The organism is Desulfosceptrum tomskiensis, assembly GCF_049818055.1.
In the GTDB taxonomy this organism is placed as follows: Bacteria; Bacillota; Desulfotomaculia; order Desulfotomaculales; family JASEER01; genus JBFLVT01.
The window spans coordinates 2,320,243-2,341,374 of sequence record NZ_CP187479.1 but is presented as its reverse complement, the minus strand read 5'-3'; the positions used below and the strand labels follow the sequence as shown (position 1 = coordinate 2,341,374).

The following is a 21,132-nucleotide window of genomic DNA, read 5'->3' as shown; positions in this document are numbered from 1 at the left end:
CTTGTCCGAAGAGCAAAACTCCGCTGCCGGAGAGACGTCAGCCGCCAGACCCCCACTTCCTTCCGTGTTCATCACCGGCACCGACACCGGGGTGGGCAAAACCGTTGTTGCTGCCCTGCTCGGCCTCATCTACCGGGATGCGGGGCTACGGGTAGCTTATCTCAAACCGGTGGAAACAGGGGCCGTCAAACAGGGCGAGGAACTCGTTCCCGGGGATACGAAGTTTGTGGCCGAACTGTTAGAGCTAGCAGACGAGCCCCGGGAGATGCTTTGTCCTTACGCCTTTGAGCCCCCTGTCTCGCCTCACCTGGCCGCTCTACTCGCCAAAAAAACCGTAAAGGTTAATAACATCCGGGAGTGCTACCGGTACCTTGAGCGGCGCTACCATGCAGTTATCGCCGAGGGTGCCGGCGGGCTTTTGGTACCGGTCGGCCCGACTCTCATGATGGTAGACATCGCCCGCGAGCTCGGGCTCCCGCTCCTCATTGTGGCCCGGCCTGGACTTGGCACCATCAACCACACCCTGCTTACCATCGCCGCGGCGCTGCGCGCCGACCTCCAGGTTCTGGGCGTCATCATCAACCGGTATCCTGAAAATCCCGGGCGCGTAGAAAAGAACAATCCGAAGGCCATCACCGACTTCAGCGGCGTTCCGGTGCTAGCGCTGGTACCCGAAATCCCAGGGTTTAACCCCGAACAACCCGATTACAACGCCCTGGAAGAAACCGCCCGCCGGGTCAACGAAACCTACCGGCTGGCCGAAAAACTCGCCGCGCTCGCTGGCGAAAGGAGGCCTGGCTCGTGAAGCGAAAGCCGCCGTACTCCCCGGCAGAAGTTGCGCGTCTCAAAGAGCTCGACCGCACGGTGGTCTGGCACCCTTTCACCCAGATGAAGGAGTACTCCAGCGAAGGGGCGCCGATCATCGCCGCCGGCGAAGGCTGCTACCTCACCGACATCGAGGGGAAACGTTACCTGGACGGGGTGAGCTCCCTCTGGGTGACGGTCCACGGCCACCGGGTGCCGGCCATCGACCAGGCGATTATCGAGCAACTCCACCAGATTGCCCATTCCACGCTTCTGGGGCTCGGCAACGTGCCCGCCATCCTGCTTGCGGAGAAACTTGTCGCCATCACCCCGCCGAGCCTGGAGCACGTTTTTTACTCCGACAACGGCTCCACCGGGGTGGAAATCGCGCTCAAAATCGCCTTCCAGTACTGGCAGAACACCGGTCACCCCGAGAAAAAGCGCTTCCTGTCGTTTTACAACGCCTACCACGGCGATACCCTCGGCGCCGTCGGTGTGGGGGGGATCGAACTTTTTCACCACATCTACGGGCCGCTCGTGGTCCACTCCCTTAAGGCCCCTTCGGCCTACTGCTACCGCTGCCCCTACGGCCATCCCAGTAAAGACACCTGCAACCGAGAGTGTTTCGCGGCCGTGGCGCAACTGATAGAAGCGCACGCCCCAGAACTGGCAGCGGTAATTGTGGAGCCGGTGATTCAGGCGGCCGCCGGAATGCTCGTCTGGCCGGAAGGGTTCCTGGGCCACCTCCGCCAGCTTTGCGACACCTACGGCGTCCTGCTCATCACCGACGAGGTAGCCACGGGTTTTGGCCGCACCGGTAAAATGTTCGCCTGCGAGCACGAAGGAGTTTCTCCCGACCTTCTGGTTGTCGCCAAGGGAATTACCGGCGGCTACCTTCCCCTCGCCGCTACCCTGACGACAAGAAAGATCTACGAGGCTTTTTATGCCGACTATGCCGAACTTAAAACCTTCTTCCACGGCCATACCTATACGGGCAACCCCCTCGCCTGCGCCGCCGCCTTGGCGAACCTCTGTCTTTTCGAGGAAGAAGCGGTGCTAACCCGCCTTCAGCCTAAAATCAAGCTTTTGCAAGCACTCCTGGAAGATTTCCGGGAACTCGCGGCCGTCGGGGATGTCCGCCAGGCCGGTTTTATGGTGGGAATCGAGCTGGTCCGCGACAAAAAGACGCGGGAACCCTACCCGCTTGCCCGGCGTACCGGGCACCGGGTAATCCGGAAAGCCCGCGAAAAGGGAGTCATTATCCGGCCGCTGGGCGACGTGGTGGTGCTGATGCCGCCGCTGGTCATCAGCGACGAAGAGCTGCGGACCCTCTGCGCCGTAGTAGCGGCAAGTATTGAGGAGGCGGTCGCTTGAACCCGCTCCCGCTGGTTCAAGGCAAAGGCATCACCGTTATGGAGGGGGTCCTTGCCGGCGCCCCGGCATATTTTCTGTACCCAGCAGAGAAGGTTGAGCGGTGCGTTCTCGTGCTGCACGGCTACGGGGGAAGCAAAGAAGAGATGCTGGCCCTAGGTCTATCCCTTAGTCGCGCCGGGTGGGCAGCCTGTCTGCCCGATCTTCCCGGCCACGGTGCCCACCCTCTACCGCTCACCGGAGATAGCGCCCGGGCGTTTGCCGCGGAACTGAAAAAGTATTCCTTCGCCGCAGTGGTTGGCCACAGTCTCGGTGGCCGCATCGCCCTGCACCTCGGGCTCAAACCCCTTTGCCTGCTTTCGGTGCCCCGCGAAGCCTGCTTTGTGGGCCGGAAAAGCGAGCTCCTCGCACTTCTGCGGGCCCGCCGCGTCCGGGAAGTCCGGCCGTACGCCGGGCTGGAAGAAGCCCTTGCCGCCCTTAAACCGCTCTGGCCCGACCCACCCGTGCTCCTCCTTCACGGGAGCCGGGACCTCCCCACGTGCCTCGCAGCGACGCAGGAAGGTTGCGCGCGGGGCTGGGAGGTAGCGGCTATACGGGGCGCCGGTCACCTGGACATCCTCTGGGCATCTGAGAGCACCGCTATCCTAATTAGCTGGCTTAAGAGGTGGTTAAAATGTCCGTAGCCGCGGTCTTCAGCGTGCACAGCGAAATTTACGCTACGCCGGTAAACGAATGCTTTTACGCCCGGATCGCCACGGCTCTGGCGAATAAGATCCAGGCCCGGCTCAATCCCGCGCGCATCTTGGAGGTAGGCGCCGGCACCGGAGCAGCAACGATAGTTTTGCGCCGCTATTTCCCTTCGGCCGCGATCCTATCTACAGACCCAAGCCCGGCGATGCTTGCCCACAACCGCGGCAAAGGAGTTCCTGGCGTGCGTTACGTTTGTGCTGCCGCGGAGGAACTCGGTGGGCTTACGGAGCGCTTCGACCTTGTTTTCGGCAATCTCTGCTACCACTGGTTTACCCCGCAAACCGCGCGCCAGATAACCTCCCTCCTACGTCCCGGCGGGGTAATGGCCTTTTCCGTGCCCGTTACCGGGGTCATACAGGAAGAGGGTAACCGGGTACTCGTTCAAATCTGCCGGGAACTCGGCGTCCGGCAGCCAAAAAGGATGCGCCTCCCGTCGCCCCAGCGCCTCCGCCGCGAATTCGCTTTTGCACCGCAGTGCACGGTGGAAGTTATCACCCTCCGGGAAACGCACCCGCCAGCGCTCTTCGGCACTTTGCTGCGCGCCCGCGGCTCCTGGGCCTTCCTCTTTGGCCCGCAGGCCGCTGAGAGAGCTGAAGCCCTCTGGCGCAAACTTACCGCGGGTGTGGATCAAATTGTGCTCTGCTGGCAGATCGCCCTGGTGGTGGCCGAACTATGAACCTGTTAGCGCAGATAGCCCAGATTACCCGCCTCGCGGAGAAAGTCCTCAAAGGGGCAACCCTTACTTTCGAGGAAGCATGCCTCCTCCTCACGACCCCCGATGAGGTCACCCCCTTTCTTCTCGGGGCGGCCGACGTTATCCGCAAGCACTTTCGCGGCCGGAAGGTCGACCGCTGCGCAATCGTGAACGCCCGCTCGGGGCGCTGCCCGGAGGACTGCCGTTTTTGCGCCCAAGCGGCCCGCTACCCCACCCAGGCGCCCGTCTACCCCCTCCTTCCGGCAGACGAGATCCGCCGCCGGGCGCAGGCTGTCTACGCGGGAGGAATCCGGCGCTTCTCTTTAGTCACCAGCGGCCGGGACCCGGGAAGGGACTTCGATAAAATTCTCGGTCTCATCCGGCTGCTCCGCGAGGAATTGCCGGAACTCCAAATCTGCGCCTCTTTAGGCGTTTTACGGCCTGAAGAAGCCCGGGCGCTGAAAAAGGCCGGGCTTAGCCGCTACCACCACAACCTCGAAACGGCGGCCAGCTTTTTCCCCCAGATCTGCACTACCCACCGCTACGCCGACCGGGTGGCCACCATCTTGACCGCCAAGGAGGCCGGGCTTGAGGTTTGCGCCGGGGGGATTATTGGGCTTGGCGAAACACCGGCCCAGCGGGCCGAACTTGCCTTTGCCCTGCGGGACCTCGACGTTCCTTCCGTCCCCGTAAACATCCTCCACCCGATCCCCGGCACTCCCCTTGAAGCAGCCCCCCCCTTACCACCCCTGGAAATCCTCCGGACACTGGCGGTTTTTCGCTTCATCCTCCCGTGCGCCACCATCCGGTATGCTGGCGGGCGAGAACATAACCTCCGTGACACGCAGGCCTTAGGGCTTGCCGGCGGCGTGGACGGCCTCATCACCGGCGATTACCTTACCACGCACGGCCAGGGCATCCCCCGCGACCGCACCTTGATCCACGACCTTGGTCTAGAGACTTAGGCTTCTTGCATTGATCACTTTCACCAGGATAAAATATTAACTACAAGAACTTTCCAGGAAAGGGTGGTCACAATTGCGCTGCCCACTTTGTGACGTCAAGATGAAAGAGGTTGAGCGCCGGGGTGTAATGATCGACGTCTGTCCAGAGTGCAAGGGCATCTGGCTTGACAAAGGGGAACTTGAGCGGTTGTTGGCCCTTGGGAATTATGGGGACACCATACCTAGGAATTATGGGGACACCATACCTAATTACTTCGGGCTTTCGGTTGTTCTGTTCTTTCCATTCTTTTTTCTTTTCCAGGGTCCTTTGGGGCCGGTCTTGCGAGGCCGCAAAGCCCGTCCCATTGCTTCTTCAAGACCGGCAAGAAAAGCCTCGTCGCCAAGCGGCCACCCCGTCCTCTCGTGACGTCGCAACGCTTCGGCATCCTCGTCTGAGATGCCCTGAGCAAGGTATCCCCGCCAATCTCCGAACATCTCCAACAACGGCCCGACCCGCACCAACCGGTCGTCACGCCCCGCAAGGTGCGCCGCGGCACTGCTCCAGGGATATTGCCAGGGCTCTTCTACCAACCTGGCACGGACAGGGTTAGCAGGTATAGCGGCGATTAGCTTCGGCGATCGCCCTGGTCAAAGCCTCTTTCGACGGCGGTACGGCGATGAGATGTACATGGTTCGGCATCAGGCAATACGCCCAAATCTCTACCTTCCACCTGGAACACCATTCCGCCATCAGGTGCAGGTACGCCCTGTAGTCCTCTTCGCAAAAGAATGTTTGCTGCCGCCGGTTGCCCCGCTGCGTAACATGGTGAGGCACACCGGGCGCCACCACTCGTGCAATTCTTGCCATATCTGTATTATACTTCAGTACCGGCCCCCAAGGGACAATAATTCGGTATGGTGTCCCCATTATTCGAGCCATTGTCAAATAATCCTGCACTAACAAGAAGGCCTGGCACCTATCCGCACGAAACGCCCCGAAGGAGTGTTTAGCTCTTTCTGGAACCGTTACGTTGCAGACTTGGCATAAAAGACAGCCCGATTACAACCCCGATTACCATTAGAATAGAGTCAGCATGACTCCACGCATTAAAAATAAACTCTCTGAACGGTTCAAAAACCGGTCCGTTTAGTCTCTTTGTTAGCCAAGCAATAGGTTCCGTATAGAGAAGAAACCCCAATAATATGACTACGCAACCAGGAATTGATACCGTCCAAAAGAGGCGGCGGTTAAAGATAACACCCTTCCCCTTATGCTCAAAGGCGAGAGGAAATACTAGGAAAAACCCTGTAATAACTAACAGGACAGAGACAAGTAATCTAGCAGCAAAACCGACCTGTACAGACCATTGCAGATCCTGATTTATTCCTTCTAGTAGAGTTTGTAACGTATCAGCAGTACCCCATAACCAGAAAGCAACTAACCAAGAGACAGTGTATAACAAAGCTTTAACCAATGTGTACAAGCTTTGCCACCTCCGTAACGTTATAGTGTTAAATTATATCAAATTTAACTATACCGAAAGCTAGCAAAAGGTGGAGTGTTGCTCTACCTTTTCCATCTGACAAAACTCTTCCAAGATTTTGGGCATTCTCTGAGTAAGTGACTTGCGGAGAATTGTAACGGGTTATGGCGAAGCTGAGGAAGCGTCTCAACCCAACAAAGACATTTTGTCAATGGCCAATTAAAAACCCGCATTTTTGGCCACTAGAAAATCGTCATTTTCGGTCACCAAAAGTCGTCAACTAGATTCTGGAAGCTGTCCTTATCCCTCCTTTGCTAGAGTGAGTTTGGGCGTCACCATACGGTTGCGTACCCGGTAGCTGTCACCGCGCAGAGTAATCACGTGCGCGTGGTGTAGCAGACGATCCAGCAGCGCTGCAGCTGTGCTGAGGACGGAATTATGGGGACACCATACCTAATTACTTCGGGCTTTCGGTTGTTCTGTTCTTTCCATTCTTTTTTCTTTTCCAGGAACACCATTCCGCCATTAGGTGCAGGTACGCCCTGTAGTCCTCTTCGCAAAAGAATGTTTGCTGCCGCCGGTTGCCCCGCTGCGTAACATGGTGAGGCACACCGGGCGCCACCACTCGTGCAATTCTTGCCATATCTGTATTATACTTCAGTACCGGCCCCCAAGGGACAATAATTCGGTATGGTGTCCCCATTATTCGAAGCTCGGTGATCGTTGTACCTTTCAGTCCCCTATTCCTCGGGGCGTTCGGTGAAACTCCTTCGGTACGTTGCGCCGGCCGTTTTCGATGGCTTTCAGTCCCCTATTCCTCGGGGCGTTCGGTGAAACTCAGGTATCGCCGTACCTTGTCGCGCTGGCGAATCCCTTTCAGTCCCCTATTCCTCGGGGCGTTCGGTGAAACGTGCGCCGAGATGCGCCGCTTCTTGCGCCTTGTGCTCACTTTCAGTCCCCTATTCCTCGGGGCGTTCGGTGAAACTGGACGTGCCTGAAAGCGACCTGCCGCAGATACTTAAGCCTTTCAGTCCCCTATTCCTCGGGGCGTTCGGTGAAACCGTGGGCACGCTATCCCTCCTCCCCCGTCGGGTAGCACACTTTCAGTCCCCTATTCGTCGGGTCGATGGGTGAAACCGTACCGGCCAACCACTGGGCGGCTGGAAGCATCGAGCTTTCAGTCCCCTATTCGTCGGGTCGATGGGTGAAACCGGTTGACTCGGCGCAGCTCCGCCAGCACCGTCCCTTTCAGTCCCCTATTCGTCGGGTCGATGGGTGAAACTGCCGGCCTCCCGCAGTGCGGCGTCCCATGATCCAAACCTTTCAGTCCCCTATTCGTCGGGTCGATGGGTGAAACCCGGGTGGCGCTGGAGAAGCTGTTCAAAACCCTGCCTTTCAGTCCCCTATTCGTCGGGTCGATGGGTGAAACCTGGCTGGGGACGAACTGGTGAAGAACCAGGCGACTTTCAGTCCCCTATTCGTCGGGTCGATGGGTGAAACTCCCGCGTATCGGTCGACATGTTGGCCTCCTAATAGCCTTTCAGTCCCCTATTCGTCGGGTCGATGGGTGAAACAGGCTTGTGGCTGAGTAAGGGCGGGTGCTCAAATGAACTTTCAGTCCCCTATTCGTCGGGTCGATGGGTGAAACCGCGGGCATCCATCATCCCGGCGCCGTCCAATATAAACTTTCAGTCCCCTATTCGTCGGGTCGATGGGTGAAACTCCCGCCACCTGGAGCTGGTAAAAAGGGCCGTGGAAGCTTTCAGTCCCCTATTCGTCGGGTCGATGGGTGAAACTGATCAAGCGGCACGGCCTGCCGATACCGCCCAAAAGCTTTCAGTCCCCTATTCGTCGGGTCGATGGGTGAAACTCGCGGGGTCAAGACCCCTCCCCCAACCTCCGCGGCTCTTTCAGTCCCCTATTCGTCGGGTCGATGGGTGAAACTTAACGTGCTCAAAAACGACCCCGCTTTAGCCCAAATTCCTTTCAGTCCCCTATTCGTCGGGTCGATGGGTGAAACAATGCAAAAGGCTTTAGCGGAAATACAGGCCAACGACCCTTTCAGTCCCCTATTCGTCGGGTCGATGGGTGAAACACGCGCACGCGCGCGCGAGGGGAGCTGTGAGGCAGACTTTCAGTCCCCTATTCGTCGGGTCGATGGGTGAAACAGCTGTGCGGCGGGACCGGGACTCGTTTGGTCCGGCGGCTTTCAGTCCCCTATTCGTCGGGTCGATGGGTGAAACCGCAGTACTTGAAGAAGATGGAGCCCGAGATCAAGCCTTTCAGTCCCCTATTCGTCGGGTCGATGGGTGAAACATGATCTCGCCGCCCGAACGGACGCGGCAGACAATCTTTCAGTCCCCTATTCGTCGGGTCGATGGGTGAAACCGTCAAGGCCGAAGCGCAGGCGCAAGACATCATATTCGCTTTCAGTCCCCTATTCGTCGGGTCGATGGGTGAAACTCTAGCCGTGGCGACGCACATCTTTGAGCGCGAGTTCTTTCAGTCCCCTATTCGTCGGGTCGATGGGTGAAACGTACTGCACGAGCACCGACGGCATCACCTGGAGCGCGCTTTCAGTCCCCTATTCGTCGGGTCGATGGGTGAAACCGGGCGGCCCTCGGCATGAAAAGCCAGTACACCCGCGCTTTCAGTCCCCTATTCGTCGGGTCGATGGGTGAAACCCGAAGTCGTCGAGGTGCGGTATCATCCAGGTAAAACTTTCAGTCCCCTATTCGTCGGGTCGATGGGTGAAACGTACTGCACGAGCACCGACGGCATCACCTGGAGCGCGCTTTCAGTCCCCTATTCGTCGGGTCGATGGGTGAAACCGGGCGGCCCTCGGCATGAAAAGCCAGTACACCCGCGCTTTCAGTCCCCTATTCGTCGGGTCGATGGGTGAAACGTAGTTGAGCAGGTCCCCGTTGATGATGACCCGCGCTCTTTCAGTCCCCTATTCGTCGGGTCGATGGGTGAAACGCGACAAGGGTTTGGCCATCGCCCAGGACGCCATCTCTTTCAGTCCCCTATTCGTCGGGTCGATGGGTGAAACCGGGTTAAGGGCATCCAGGTCGGCCACCTCTACGGCACTTTCAGTCCCCTATTCGTCGGGTCGATGGGTGAAACCAGCCCGAGACCCACCGCTTCCCGGGCCATCCTGATCTTTCAGTCCCCTATTCGTCGGGTCGATGGGTGAAACTGGCTGAGCAGCAGCGGGAGATTTCGATCCTCCGCCCTTTCAGTCCCCTATTCGTCGGGTCGATGGGTGAAACACCGTCCCAGGCCGCGTCACTTGTTGGCGTGTGGTGGACCTTTCAGTCCCCTATTCGTCGGGTCGATGGGTGAAACCCTGCCACAGGTGCTTAAGCTGGTGCTGCTGAAGGTGTCAGCGCCGGGTTTAAAATGACCCAGTAGCGCCGAAAAAGAATTGACCCACCCCCCGGCGAAAGACACCTTCGACTGCAAAAGACGGAGGTGTCCAACAAGATGCTGGAGGGTGGGAAAGTGAAACAGATCATCGAGTTGCACGGCAAGGGCGAATCCATCCGTGCCATCACAAGGCTTCTTGACGTATCCCGGAACACGGTTCGTAGATACCTTCGGGAGCCGGGGATACCCAAACCGAAGCCCCGGGCGAAGCGGGGGTCCAAGCTCGACCCCTACAAAGATTATATCCAGAAGCGGCTTAGCGAGGGAGTGGACAATTGCGTCGTTCTGCTCCGGGAGATCCGGGAGTTGGGCTACACAGGCGGCTACTCCATCCTCAAGGAGTACGTTCACCCGTTCCGCCGATGGCGGCGGAAGCCTGAAGTCACCGTGCGCTTTGAAACCAAGCCCGGCGAACAAGCGCAAGTCGACTTCGGCCGTTACCGCTACCTGACGCCGGACGGGACACCACGTTATGTCTGGGCTTTCGTCCTGGTGTTGGCCTGGGCGCGGGCCATGTACGTAGAGTTCATCCAGCGCGCCGACGTGGCCGGCTTCATCCGCTGCCACATCAACGGTTTTGCGCGGCTGGGCGGCATTCCGCGCAAGTGCCTGTACGACAACGCCAAGCTGGTCGTTCTTGACCGGGACGAGGCCGGGCAGCCTATCTGGAACAAGCGTTTCCTGGACTTCGCCCTGCGGCTGGGCTTTGACATCCAGCTTTGCCGGCCCTACTGGGCCAGAACCAAAGGCAAGGTCGAGCGCGGCGTCGGGTACGTCGAAGGCAACTTCTGGCCTGGTGCCCGGTTTACTGATCTTACTGACCTCAACCGCCGGGCCCAAGTCTGGTGTTAGGGCTAACCTGAAACGTCCGAAAGCTGACGGGATTGCCTGACCGGGGGCTGCTGGATATAATGGCCATATCATTTAGAAAGGAAAGACGCCCCTGTTTGTTGTGCCACCGTGGTCAGCAGCAGCACCAGAGGCGCCCATCACCGTATGGTCATTGTAACAAAATATGAGCTCGTTGAGAACCCCGACAGGGGTGTTTTTTGTGAGGAGCGCGGAGCAGATTCCCTGTCCCTGCTGTAGCGGGCATTTAAAGGTAATTGGCAGCCGCCAACGGAGCTGTATCGACAGCCTCGGGGACAAGATCATCCTTATCATCCGCCGCCTTCGTTGTGTTGCGTGCCGTCGCATCCACCACGAACTGCCGGACATGCTGGTACCGTACAAGCGTCACATAAGAGATAGCATTGAGGCAGCCGTGGGCGGTGATCCGGCCCTTAGCGTCACGGCCGATGAATCCACCTTGTGGCGCTGGCGGAGATGGTTTCGGGCACTGGCTGCGTACTTCCTTGGCTGCCTCACCGCCCTCGCCGCCCGTTATGCGATAGCGTCTGCGGAAGGACGATCCACCCTTCCCCGGTCCGCGCTCCACGGGATCTGGCAGTTGGTAGGGGATGCCCCCGGCTGGCTGGCCAGAGTTGTCCGCCCGGTGGCCAATGCAAATCTTTGGGTACAGACCCGTTCGGCATTCCTGTCCTGACGGCTTTGGCATAGACTCGTGCTGAATTAACTTTAAGGAGGGTATTCAGCATGAGAGACCACCGGAAGGCCGAAGAGATCGCCGCCCAGCGGATGCAGCTTTTGTCCCCGCTGTTGGCGGAAGACGTGGATGCGGCCAAAGCCAGAAAACTCAGGGCCCAGATTTGCGCACAGACCGGGCTATCCGAGCGTACCTTGCGCCGGTATCTGGCCCGGTACCGGGAAAACGGGTTCGGGGGCCTCAAGCCCAAGGGTAAGGGTGAACGCCTGAACCAGGAGGCCGTCCCGGCCAACATCCTGGAGCAGGCCATCCTTTTGCGCCGCGAGGCGCCGGGAAGAAGTGTCGCGCAGATCATTCAGATTCTGGAGTGGGAAGGACTGGCCGAACCCGGCCGGATCAAACGCAGCACCCTGCAGGAGAAACTGGCGGAGAAGGGCTACAGCGCCCGGCACATGCGGATGTACGCGGATACCGGCGTCGCCGCCCGGCGGTTTCAGAAAAGGCACCGCAACCAGCTCTGGCATTCAGATATCAAGTATGGGCCGTACCTGCCCATCGGCCCGGATGGCGCCAAGAAGCAGGTCTATCTGGTATCCTTCTTTGACGACGCCACGCGCTTTGTCATGCACGGAGAGTTCTATCCCACCCTGGACCAGATCATCGTCGAAAACTGTTTCCGGCAGGCGATCCAGAAGTACGGGGCGCCCGAGGCGGTGTTTTTTGATAACGGTAAACAATACCGGACCAGGTGGATGACCCGGGCCTGCGCCAAGATGGGCATCCGGCTGCTGTATGCCAAGCCGTATGCCCCGGAAGCAACCGGCAAGGTGGAGCGCTTCAACCGAGTGGTGGACGCCTTCCTGGCCGAGGCGGCCTTGGAGAAACCGCAGTCGCTGGACAAGCTCAATGAGCTGTTCTGGGTTTGGCTGGAGGAGTGTTACCAGAACAAGCCCCATTCAGCCCTGGCGAACAATCAGAGCCCGGCTGCCGCTTACCGCAGTGACAGCAAGGCGATCAGGTTTTTGGATGCCGAAACTATCGCATCTGCTTTTCTGCACTGCGAGGAAAGGAAGGTCGACAAGGCGGGCTGCATCAGCTTCGCAGGCAAGAAGTACGAGGTCGGTCTGAATTTCATCGGTTGCAAGGTGGATGTCGTCTACGACCCGGCTGATACCGCCGAACTGACCATCGAGTACGAGGGGCATGTGCCCTTTAAGGTTAAGCCACTGGTCATTGGAGAGCGGACCGGAGAGCGCCCGCGACTGCCAGAGTATTTGCAGAGCCAGACTGCCGAATCATCCAGGCTCCTGTCTGCAGCGGCAAAGAGAAACAAACAGAGGAGAGAGCAGCAGGCCCCTGCCGTCATCTACCGGGCGGTACGCAAGGGGGAGGTCGGCGGCAGTGTTTGAAGAATTCTACGGCCTCGCCCATACCCCGTTCACCCGCGACATTCCGACAGACCAGTTGTACCCGTCCATGATGCTGGAAGAGACATTGGGCAGACTGGAACATGCCGCCAAGCGCCAACTGTTTGTTGTGTTCACCGGGGACAGCGGGACCGGCAAGACCACCGCCATCCGGCGTTTCAAGGATATCCTCGACCCGGCCCGGTTTCTGGTAATGTACCTGGCGGATTCCAAACTGACACCCCGGCATTTCTACAAAGGCCTGCTGGAACAGCTGGGGTGTGAAGCCAAGTTCTATCGGGGCGATGCCAAGCGCCAACTGCACCGGGAGATCGAGCTGATGCGGGGCGTTCATTCTTTGCAGCCGGTGGTGATCCTGGATGAAGCACACTTGTTAGATAAGGAGATGCTGGAAGAGGTCCGGTTTCTCCTCAACTTCAAGATGGACTCCACAAGCCCCATGGCCCTTATCCTGGTCGGGCAGAGCGAGCTGCGGGAACGGCTCCAGCTCCAAGCCTACGCCGCCATCCGGCAACGCATCGACTTGCAGTGTAGACTAACCCACCTGGACAGGGCGCAAACCGGTGAGTATGTGAAACGGCACCTGGCATACGCCGGTGCGGACCGAGACATCTTCTCGGATGGTGCGTTGGATGAGATCTTTCGTTTCTCGGCCGGGACCCCGCGGCTGATCAACAAGGCCTGTACCCATTGCCTGATCTACGGGGCGCAGAACGGCAACCGGATCGTTGACGACCACATGGTAAAGCGGGTGATTCAGGGAGAGCTGATGTAGCTCTCCCTGCTCCGCCCGCCGATGGTTACCGGCCAACTATTCGTCAATTGTTGGACAATTAACACCGTCTATCCCCGGACATTATGGGGTGGCAGTAACAGTCTGGCTTGACACCGTGGCCAACGTCCGTATCCACGGGACGACCCGGGAACGACCGATTGACCGCCTGATCATCGAGCAGGCCCATCTGATGCCCCTGCCCGGCCCCGATAAGCTTTTACCTTTCCTGCGTGAGGAGCGCAAGGTGGGCCGGGATGGTTACCTCCAATGGAACGGCTCCTGGTATGGCGTCCCCTGGCAATGGGCCGGCCGAAAAGTAGAGGTCCAGCCGGACGAGACCACGGTCCAGATCTGGGCGGGGAACGAAAGGCTGGCCGTCCATCCGCGGGCCGTAACCCCGGGGCAGCGGCTTACCCTGCCCGGCCAGTGGGACGGGCTGCCGATGGGTGACCACCGGCGGCGCCAAACCCCAACAGCTTTTCAGGTCCAGACGGTGGAAGTCCAGATTCGGTCTTTGCTGGACTACGAAGCGTTGGTGGTGAGCGAACGGTGATCGCCCTGGAGAAAGCGCGCCACTACCTGGAGCACCTGGGTTTAGGACAGGCGGCGGCGATCCTGGACAGCCGACTGGAAGCGGCCGTGCAAAAGCAGTTGTCCTATGCCGACTTCCTGGCCGACCTGCTGGGGATCGAGGCGGCAGCCAGGCGGGAGCGTTATCTGAAGACCCGGACCCGGCTGGCCCACCTGCCCTACCACCGGACCTTAGAGCAGTTCGATTTTGGCTTCCAGCCATCGGTGGATGAACGTCTGGTAAGGGAACTCGCTACCTTGACCTTCGTCGCCGACGCGGCGAACATCCTGCTTCTGGGCCCGCCGGGGGTGGGCAAAACCCACCTGGCGGTGGCCCTGGGGATCAGGGCGATTGAACAGGGCTACGGCGTCTACTTTGTCCGGGCCCACGACCTGCTGGAAGACCTGCGCCGCGCCCAGGCGGAACACCGGCTGGACAGGAGAATGCGGGTCTACCTGGCCCCGAAGGTCCTGATTATTGACGAGTTCGGGGTCTGGCCCTACGACCGCCAGGCGGCCACGGCGCTCTTTGCCCTGATCTCGGCCAGATACGAGCGTGGCAGCATCATTCTGACGTCGAACAAGGGTTTTGCCGAATGGGGCGAGGTGTTGGGTGATGCGGTGATTGCCACGGCGATCCTGGACCGGCTCCTGCACCACAGCCACGTCCTGAACATCCGCGGGGAGAGTTACCGCCTGCGGGAGAAGAAACGGGCCGGTCTGTTTGGACCACACCCCAGACCGGAGGTGGTTAACGCCGAGCAGTCCAAACCGTAGTTTGTCGGCCGGGTGGGTCAATTCCCAACCGGCGCCAGTGGGTCAAAAGTAAGTCGGCGTTGACAGAAGGATACTTTCAGTCCCCTATTCGTCGGGTCGATGGGTGAAACATGATGAGCGAGTACGTGCCCAACACCTTCACCACCCTTTCAGTCCCCTATTCGTCGGGTCGATGGGTGAAACTACGAAGGGTCGCGGCAAGTCTGTTCTGAAGCTCATCTTTCAGTCCCCTATTCGTCGGGTCGATGGGTGAAACAGCTCGAAGCAGATCAGCTACATCAAGAGCCTGTACCGCCTTTCAGTCCCCTATTCGTCGGGTCGATGGGTGAAACAGCTTCAAGCAGCCCTATGTAGCCGGCTACGGCACCTTTCAGTCCCCTATTCGTCGGGTCGATGGGTGAAACTGCCCCGCGTCGAGGACGTTGACCCCGAGGCGTTGGCCTTTCAGTCCCCTATTCGTCGGGTCGATGGGTGAAACCCTTTCTCCGTCACCGGTACCCTGGCCGCCGAGCAGCCTTTCAGTCCCCTATTCGTCGGGTCGATGGGTGAAACCTGCGTGGCCAGGATGGCGGAGGAGGTCGGAACCAACTTTCAGTCCCCTATTCGTCGGGTCGATGGGTGAAACCCGGCGGAATCCGGATTCGGTTCGAGGCCGGATACGGTCTTTCAGTCCCCTATTCGTCGGGTCGATGGGTGAAACGAACGGTATCGGCATTCGCTCCACGGTCTATAACATCTTTCAGTCCCCTATTCGTCGGGTCGATGGGTGAAACTATCCAGGCTTGTTGGCCCGAATGGATCAACGTAGTCATCTTTCAGTCCCCTATTCGTCGGGTCGATGGGTGAAACTGGCCGAAGACGTGGCCGCCCCCGTGATGGAGATACCTTTCAGTCCCCTATTCGTCGGGTCGATGGGTGAAACAGGTACTGGGCCAGATGTTCCAAGCTGGTGTTACTGGCTTTCAGTCCCCTATTCGTCGGGTCGATGGGTGAAACTACTGCCGCGGGTGGCGAAGCAGTTCAGATAACCTCTTTCAGTCCCCTATTCGTCGGGTCGATGGGTGAAACTGAGTTTGTCCATGCCGTGCGGTTTGGTGATCCCAACTTTCAGTCCCCTATTCGTCGGGTCGATGGGTGAAACACCCGGTGAAAGGGGTGAGAACTGTGGAGATGAACCTGCTTTCAGTCCCCTATTCGTCGGGTCGATGGGTGAAACACAGAAGAAATGAACTTGGTAAAGCATTTATTCTAATCTTTCAGTCCCCTATTCGTCGGGTCGATGGGTGAAACTCATTGGTCACTTTGATGTTGTATTCCTGAAGTTCAGTCTTTCAGTCCCCTATTCGTCGGGTCGATGGGTGAAACTTAAAACCAGGGATGAACAGCTTGAAGCTTTAAAGAAAGCTTTCAGTCCCCTATTCGTCGGGTCGATGGGTGAAACCTTCACCGTTCTTATTTGCCCCACTTAAATCTTGACACTTTCAGTCCCCTATTCGTCGGGTCGATGGGTGAAACCTGCGGGAACAAGAGTGTATGGAATATTTGATTTTGCTCTTTCAGTCCCCTATTCGTCGGGTCGATGGGTGAAACGCTTCCTTAAGTCGCATTGATTACCACCTCATTCAGCTCTTTCAGTCCCCTATTCGTCGGGTCGATGGGTGAAACGCCGTGGTCCCGGCCTTCCATCGAGTAATGGATCTTGCTTTCAGTCCCCTATTCGTCGGGTCGATGGGTGAAACCCGGTGGTCGCAGTAGGGAACGCGTACCTCCAGCCCGACTTTCAGTCCCCTATTCGTCGGGTCGATGGGTGAAACCGCCGCGGGCAGGTACGCTGCGCTGCTCGGGGGTCTGATCTTTCAGTCCCCTATTCGTCGGGTCGATGGGTGAAACTCGTGGCACGATACAATCAGTGAGATCCTGACCATGCCTTTCAGTCCCCTATTCGTCGGGTCGATGGGTGAAACAAGGAGGGGAAAGCATGACAGTAAAATGCCCACGTTGCTTTCAGTCCCCTATTCGTCGGGTCGATGGGTGAAACCTTCACACTCGTCCCGTGCCGCACACGCTGGAAGAACCTTTCAGTCCCCTATTCGTCGGGTCGATGGGTGAAACAAGTCAGTTGATCTGGTTTCCCTGACCCCGGACCTCTTTCAGTCCCCTATTCGTCGGGTCGATGGGTGAAACCCGCCAGGTTGGGCGGGATTCCGAGAGGATCCACAAACCTTTCAGTCCCCTATTCGTCGGGTCGATGGGTGAAACTCCGGATAGGGCGACCGCCTACGAGGGCGATATCGTCTTTCAGTCCCCTATTCGTCGGGTCGATGGGTGAAACGTATTCCTCCCGGCTGTAGGGCGTAAGGGAGACCAACCTTTCAGTCCCCTATTCGTCGGGTCGATGGGTGAAACTTTCCAGCGCCCGCAACAGGGCGTCGCGTTTCGCGGTCCTTTCAGTCCCCTATTCGTCGGGTCGATGGGTGAAACAGGCCGCCAAGGACGCCGGGTTGCGCACGTGGGTAAGCCCTTTCAGTCCCCTATTCGTCGGGTCGATGGGTGAAACCTTGAACTATTTGATAAAATTATTGACAGCATACCTGGCTTTCAGTCCCCTATTCGTCGGGTCGATGGGTGAAACATTCTGAAAATGCAGCCTGACAATGTAATTCTTCTATCCTTTCAGTCCCCTATTCGTCGGGTCGATGGGTGAAACTTGTGATCCTCTTTGCAGCCGCGTCGCTGTTGGCTTTCTTTCAGTCCCCTATTCGTCGGGTCGATGGGTGAAACCCACTCCTGACGCACCTGATGCATCAACTGCTCTTGTTCTTTCAGTCCCCTATTCGTCGGGTCGATGGGTGAAACTTGCAACACCGGCAATAGGAACACCGGCGATTGCAACACCTTTCAGTCCCCTATTCGTCGGGTCGATGGGTGAAACTTGCTTGTTAGATTTTGCATCAATGTCAAATAAGAACTCTTTCAGTCCCCTATTCGTCGGGTCGATGGGTGAAACACCTGGTTCGCACCGCGACGCAGGCGATCAACCGCCCCTTTCAGTCCCCTATTCGTCGGGTCGATGGGTGAAACCCAGGAAAAGATTTCTATGGCGCAGGCCAGGTTAACCTTTCAGTCCCCTATTCGTCGGGTCGATGGGTGAAACTCTGGAAGCCCTGATCATCGACAGCGCGTCCCACGCCTCTTTCAGTCCCCTATTCGTCGGGTCGATGGGTGAAACTTAAAGCTGCCGCAACCGGAATTCAAAATTGACCCGCCTTTCAGTCCCCTATTCGTCGGGTCGATGGGTGAAACCGGGCAGGGGAACGGTTCTCCTGCCCTTTTCTGTTTTCCTTTCAGTCCCCTATTCGTCGGGTCGATGGGTGAAACTCCACCTGCGGGCGATGACACTGGACGGAATATCCGCTTTCAGTCCCCTATTCGTCGGGTCGATGGGTGAAACTTTTAGCAAGGGATGCTTACCTTTGCCAGCCCTGTCTTCTTTCAGTCCCCTATTCGTCGGGTCGATGGGTGAAACTCAGGACGCAGGCCAGCCGGTGGTCGTCGATGTTGTCCCTTTCAGTCCCCTATTCGTCGGGTCGATGGGTGAAACTTTGCTTGATGCCGCTATTCTCCAGCAGTCTTCCAACTTTCAGTCCCCTATTCGTCGGGTCGATGGGTGAAACTCGTTTTTAGTGGGCCGCGTACTGGGATTTTATACCTCTTTCAGTCCCCTATTCGTCGGGTCGATGGGTGAAACCTGCAACCTGCCGGTGCACGTCATTATGACCGGCTGGGAGACTTTCAGTCCCCTATTCGTCGGGTCGATGGGTGAAACTTTGAAAGTCTCAAAAAAAGCAGGTCTGCTATTTGAGCCTTTCAGTCCCCTATTCGTCGGGTCGATGGGTGAAACCTCGAAACACTCTCCGGCCCTGCGGGCGATCCGGACCTTTCAGTCCCCTATTCGTCGGGTCGATGGGTGAAACCTGGGACGCCGCTCGGGCCGCCGCCTGGGACGCCGCCTCTTTCAGTCCCCTATTCGTCGGGTCGATGGGTGAAACTACTTCGACGTAAACGCGGTGCGGCAGCAGCAGGGGCCTTTCAGTCCCCTATTCGTCGGGTCGATGGGTGAAACACGCCCACGCCGCCGTTGTTGGCGCTCTGCGTCACCCTTTCAGTCCCCTATTCGTCGGGTCGATGGGTGAAACCAAAGCCGCCGATGCCGGCGAAAAGCGAGCCGAATGTCTTTCAGTCCCCTATTCGTCGGGTCGATGGGTGAAACTCGGGAGGGATAAGGTTGGCAAGGCGCAGATCTCTACACCTTTCAGTCCCCTATTCGTCGGGTCGATGGGTGAAACCTCGCTAGAGTCAAAGCTCAGGTCCAGGTCGTCGCCTTTCAGTCCCCTATTCGTCGGGTCGATGGGTGAAACCTCGAGCGCCAGATGCGGCGGATCAAGACTTATGACCTTTCAGTCCCCTATTCGTCGGGTCGATGGGTGAAACTCTGCCTGCCTCCGTCTTTGGTTTGCACGTCGGCCACTTTCAGTCCCCTATTCGTCGGGTCGATGGGTGAAACCCGTCCGTCCCCCGTCCGGGCAGATAAACCATCTCGCCTTTCAGTCCCCTATTCGTCGGGTCGATGGGTGAAACCGCCCAGGCCTGGTACTTCTGGCCCATCGCCTTGCGCGCTTTCAGTCCCCTATTCGTCGGGTCGATGGGTGAAACTCGCCGTCGTTCGGGCTGATGTCGATGAAGTTCAGCACCTTTCAGTCCCCTATTCGTCGGGTCGATGGGTGAAACTGATAACATTGGCTCCGCGAGAAGCTTCGCATTCCTCCTTTCAGTCCCCTATTCGTCGGGTCGATGGGTGAAACTCGCCCAGTGCGCGGTGTGCGGGGAAGATCTGTACGACTTTCAGTCCCCTATTCGTCGGGTCGATGGGTGAAACCGTGGTGCCGGCCACCACGTCGCGGGCGGTGCTGATGCCCCTTTCAGTCCCCTATTCGTCGGGTCGATGGGTGAAACCCGCAAAATTCCATAAAACCTATTGTTGCTTTTCTCGTCTTTCAGTCCCCTATTCGTCGGGTCGATGGGTGAAACTCATTGGGACTATCTGCTCAGCCTGAAAACCGAAGGCCCTTTCAGTCCCCTATTCGTCGGGTCGATGGGTGAAACAGCATCTTCACGCGCATAACATCACCACCTTAAGAGATCTTTCAGTCCCCTATTCGTCGGGTCGATGGGTGAAACTCAGAGCGAGTTGGGGCATTGATGGCATATCAAGACCTTTCAGTCCCCTATTCGTCGGGTCGATGGGTGAAACACGTCACCCACGGCTGGACGGCCGCCCGGCTGATCGGCCTTTCAGTCCCCTATTCGTCGGGTCGATGGGTGAAACCCATCGACTGGGGGTACAACGACCCCTGCGCCGTTCTGCTTTCAGTCCCCTATTCGTCGGGTCGATGGGTGAAACCAGCTTATCCTCCTCGGCCCGAATGGCGTCGAACAGAGCTTTCAGTCCCCTATTCGTCGGGTCGATGGGTGAAACTTGATTATGTCGATACAACCCTGGCGGTCTATACCAGCTTTCAGTCCCCTATTCGTCGGGTCGATGGGTGAAACAGGCGAAGAAGGCGGCGGAACTGCAGGGCATTACGGTGCCTTTCAGTCCCCTATTCGTCGGGTCGATGGGTGAAACCGGCCCTGCCGGCTACCGAAAGACCACCCTGCGCTTTATCTTTCAGTCCCCTATTCGTCGGGTCGATGGGTGAAACATGTAGCTTGTACCTTTACTAGCTGCTGAGACGGTTGCCTTTCAGTCCCCTATTCGTCGGGTCGATGGGTGAAACTTGACGCTTTGCGATACGCGCCCGGTCCGGTTGTCTGCCCTTTCAGTCCCCTATTCGTCGGGTCGATGGGTGAAACATTCCTCGATGGTTAGGGTATGGGTACCGTCGGTGACTTTCAGTCCCCTATTCGTCGGGTCGATGGGTGAAACCTGGTTGAGGTACAAGCGGCGGAATGTGTTCTGGTACTTTCAGTCCCCTATTCGTCGGGTCGATGGGTGAAACTGGAGCGCAACATCGCTTCGACGAATTGGTTGTGCTTCTTTCAGTCCCCTATTCGTCGGGTCGATGGGTGAAACGATCAACGAGACCGCGGTAGCCATTGCCTAGTGACGACTTTCAGTCCCCTATTCGTCGGGTCGATGGGTGAAACAAGCCGGTCGCCCCGAGTTGCCCGACGTGGCTGGACCCTTTCAGTCCCCTATTCGTCGGGTCGATGGGTGAAACATACGAGCAGGACACGCAGGTGTACCATAAGGCAATGCTTTCAGTCCCCTATTCGTCGGGTCGATGGGTGAAACTCGGGCGCATAAGCGGGAGCCCGGCAAAGGTGGGAGCAACTTTCAGTCCCCTATTCGTCGGGTCGATGGGTGAAACCCCTCCTCGATGTATGGTCCCAATACCTCTACAAAGTGCCTTTCAGTCCCCTATTCGTCGGGTCGATGGGTGAAACCTGTCGAGATTGTGCGGCTGCCGTCGAATTTAAAGAAGCTTTCAGTCCCCTATT

12 protein-coding genes, 4 pseudogenes and 2 CRISPR repeat arrays (1 of these 18 only partly in view) are annotated in these 21,132 nt (G+C 58.0%); of the genes and pseudogenes, 12 read left to right on the top strand and 4 right to left on the bottom strand.

Annotation, left to right across the window (positions count from 1 at the left end; genetic code table 11):
• The first annotated feature begins 1 nt into the window (after nucleotide 1).
• The 6 genes and pseudogenes from bioD to ACPV0M_RS11860 all read left to right on the top strand — a co-directional run.
• Nucleotides 2–805 (top strand): dethiobiotin synthase, encoded by an 804-nt coding sequence (bioD, locus tag ACPV0M_RS11885; protein WP_425620828.1) that lies wholly within the window; start codon nucleotides 2–4, stop codon nucleotides 803–805.
• Complete coding sequence (bioA, locus tag ACPV0M_RS11880; RefSeq protein WP_425620827.1) at nucleotides 802–2,178, top strand: adenosylmethionine--8-amino-7-oxononanoate transaminase; 1,377 nt, start codon at nucleotides 802–804, stop codon at nucleotides 2,176–2,178. Before bioD ends, bioA begins: the two co-directional genes overlap by 4 nt.
• Entirely contained in the window at nucleotides 2,175–2,858 is a 684-nt protein-coding gene (locus tag ACPV0M_RS11875; protein ID WP_425620826.1) for an alpha/beta hydrolase, read from the top strand. The genes bioA and ACPV0M_RS11875 overlap by 4 nt, the downstream gene beginning before the upstream one ends.
• The gene (locus ACPV0M_RS11870; protein ID WP_425620825.1) at nucleotides 2,849–3,601 is read left to right on the top strand and encodes a methyltransferase domain-containing protein; all 753 of its coding nucleotides are present in this window, start codon (nucleotides 2,849–2,851) and stop codon (nucleotides 3,599–3,601) included. Before ACPV0M_RS11875 ends, ACPV0M_RS11870 begins: the two co-directional genes overlap by 10 nt.
• A complete protein-coding gene (gene bioB / locus ACPV0M_RS11865) occupies nucleotides 3,598–4,584 on the top strand; it encodes a biotin synthase BioB (protein WP_425620824.1) in 987 nt (328 codons plus the stop codon). Before ACPV0M_RS11870 ends, bioB begins: the two co-directional genes overlap by 4 nt.
• 100 nt (nucleotides 4,585–4,684) lie before the next feature.
• A pseudogene (locus ACPV0M_RS11860) lies at nucleotides 4,685–4,777 on the top strand (zf-TFIIB domain-containing protein); the annotation flags it as partial.
• Between the two features lie 56 nt (nucleotides 4,778–4,833).
• On the opposite strand, the pseudogene ACPV0M_RS11855 reads toward ACPV0M_RS11860, so the two are convergent.
• The 4 genes and pseudogenes from ACPV0M_RS11855 to ACPV0M_RS11840 form a co-directional block, all read right to left on the bottom strand.
• Nucleotides 4,834–5,431 (bottom strand): annotated as a pseudogene (locus ACPV0M_RS11855) (transposase).
• A 139-nt stretch (nucleotides 5,432–5,570) separates the two neighbouring features.
• Nucleotides 5,571–6,047, bottom strand: a complete 477-nt coding sequence (locus tag ACPV0M_RS11850; protein WP_425620823.1) for a hypothetical protein — start codon at nucleotides 6,045–6,047, stop codon at nucleotides 5,571–5,573.
• Between the two features lie 300 nt (nucleotides 6,048–6,347).
• Nucleotides 6,348–6,464: pseudogene (locus tag ACPV0M_RS11845) on the bottom strand (ATP-binding protein); the annotation flags it as partial.
• 94 nt (nucleotides 6,465–6,558) lie between these two features.
• Nucleotides 6,559–6,690: pseudogene (locus ACPV0M_RS11840) on the bottom strand (transposase); the annotation flags it as partial.
• An 86-nt stretch (nucleotides 6,691–6,776) separates the two neighbouring features.
• Nucleotides 6,777–9,395: a CRISPR direct-repeat array (repeat unit 37 nt; unit sequence CTTTCAGTCCCCTATTCGTCGGGTCGATGGGTGAAAC).
• A 156-nt stretch (nucleotides 9,396–9,551) separates the two neighbouring features.
• On the opposite strand from ACPV0M_RS11840, the gene istA reads away from it, so the two are divergent.
• The 6 genes from istA to istB all read left to right on the top strand — a co-directional run bounded on the left by istA (nucleotide 9,552) and on the right by istB (nucleotide 14,571).
• Nucleotides 9,552–10,328, top strand: a complete 777-nt coding sequence (istA, locus tag ACPV0M_RS11835) for an IS21 family transposase (protein WP_425620822.1) — start codon at nucleotides 9,552–9,554, stop codon at nucleotides 10,326–10,328.
• A gap of 163 nt (nucleotides 10,329–10,491) precedes the next feature.
• Nucleotides 10,492–11,022 (top strand): DUF6431 domain-containing protein, encoded by a 531-nt coding sequence (locus ACPV0M_RS11830; protein ID WP_425620721.1) that lies wholly within the window; start codon nucleotides 10,492–10,494, stop codon nucleotides 11,020–11,022.
• Nucleotides 11,023–11,072: 50 nt separating this feature from the next.
• Nucleotides 11,073–12,431 (top strand): DDE-type integrase/transposase/recombinase, encoded by a 1,359-nt coding sequence (locus ACPV0M_RS11825; protein ID WP_425620722.1) that lies wholly within the window; start codon nucleotides 11,073–11,075, stop codon nucleotides 12,429–12,431.
• Nucleotides 12,424–13,224: an ExeA family protein gene (locus ACPV0M_RS11820; RefSeq protein ID WP_425620723.1), complete on the top strand. Its 801-nt coding sequence runs from the start codon at nucleotides 12,424–12,426 to the stop codon at nucleotides 13,222–13,224. The genes ACPV0M_RS11825 and ACPV0M_RS11820 overlap by 8 nt, the downstream gene beginning before the upstream one ends.
• Nucleotides 13,225–13,312: 88 nt before the next feature.
• Nucleotides 13,313–13,777 (top strand): Mu transposase domain-containing protein, encoded by a 465-nt coding sequence (locus ACPV0M_RS11815; RefSeq protein WP_425620821.1) that lies wholly within the window; start codon nucleotides 13,313–13,315, stop codon nucleotides 13,775–13,777.
• Nucleotides 13,774–14,571, top strand: a complete 798-nt coding sequence (gene istB / locus ACPV0M_RS11810) for an IS21-like element helper ATPase IstB (RefSeq protein WP_425620248.1) — start codon at nucleotides 13,774–13,776, stop codon at nucleotides 14,569–14,571. The genes ACPV0M_RS11815 and istB overlap by 4 nt, the downstream gene beginning before the upstream one ends.
• Before the next feature lie 73 nt (nucleotides 14,572–14,644).
• Nucleotides 14,645–21,132: direct repeats of the CRISPR family, unit length 37 nt; unit sequence CTTTCAGTCCCCTATTCGTCGGGTCGATGGGTGAAAC (it continues 2,462 nt past the right edge of the window).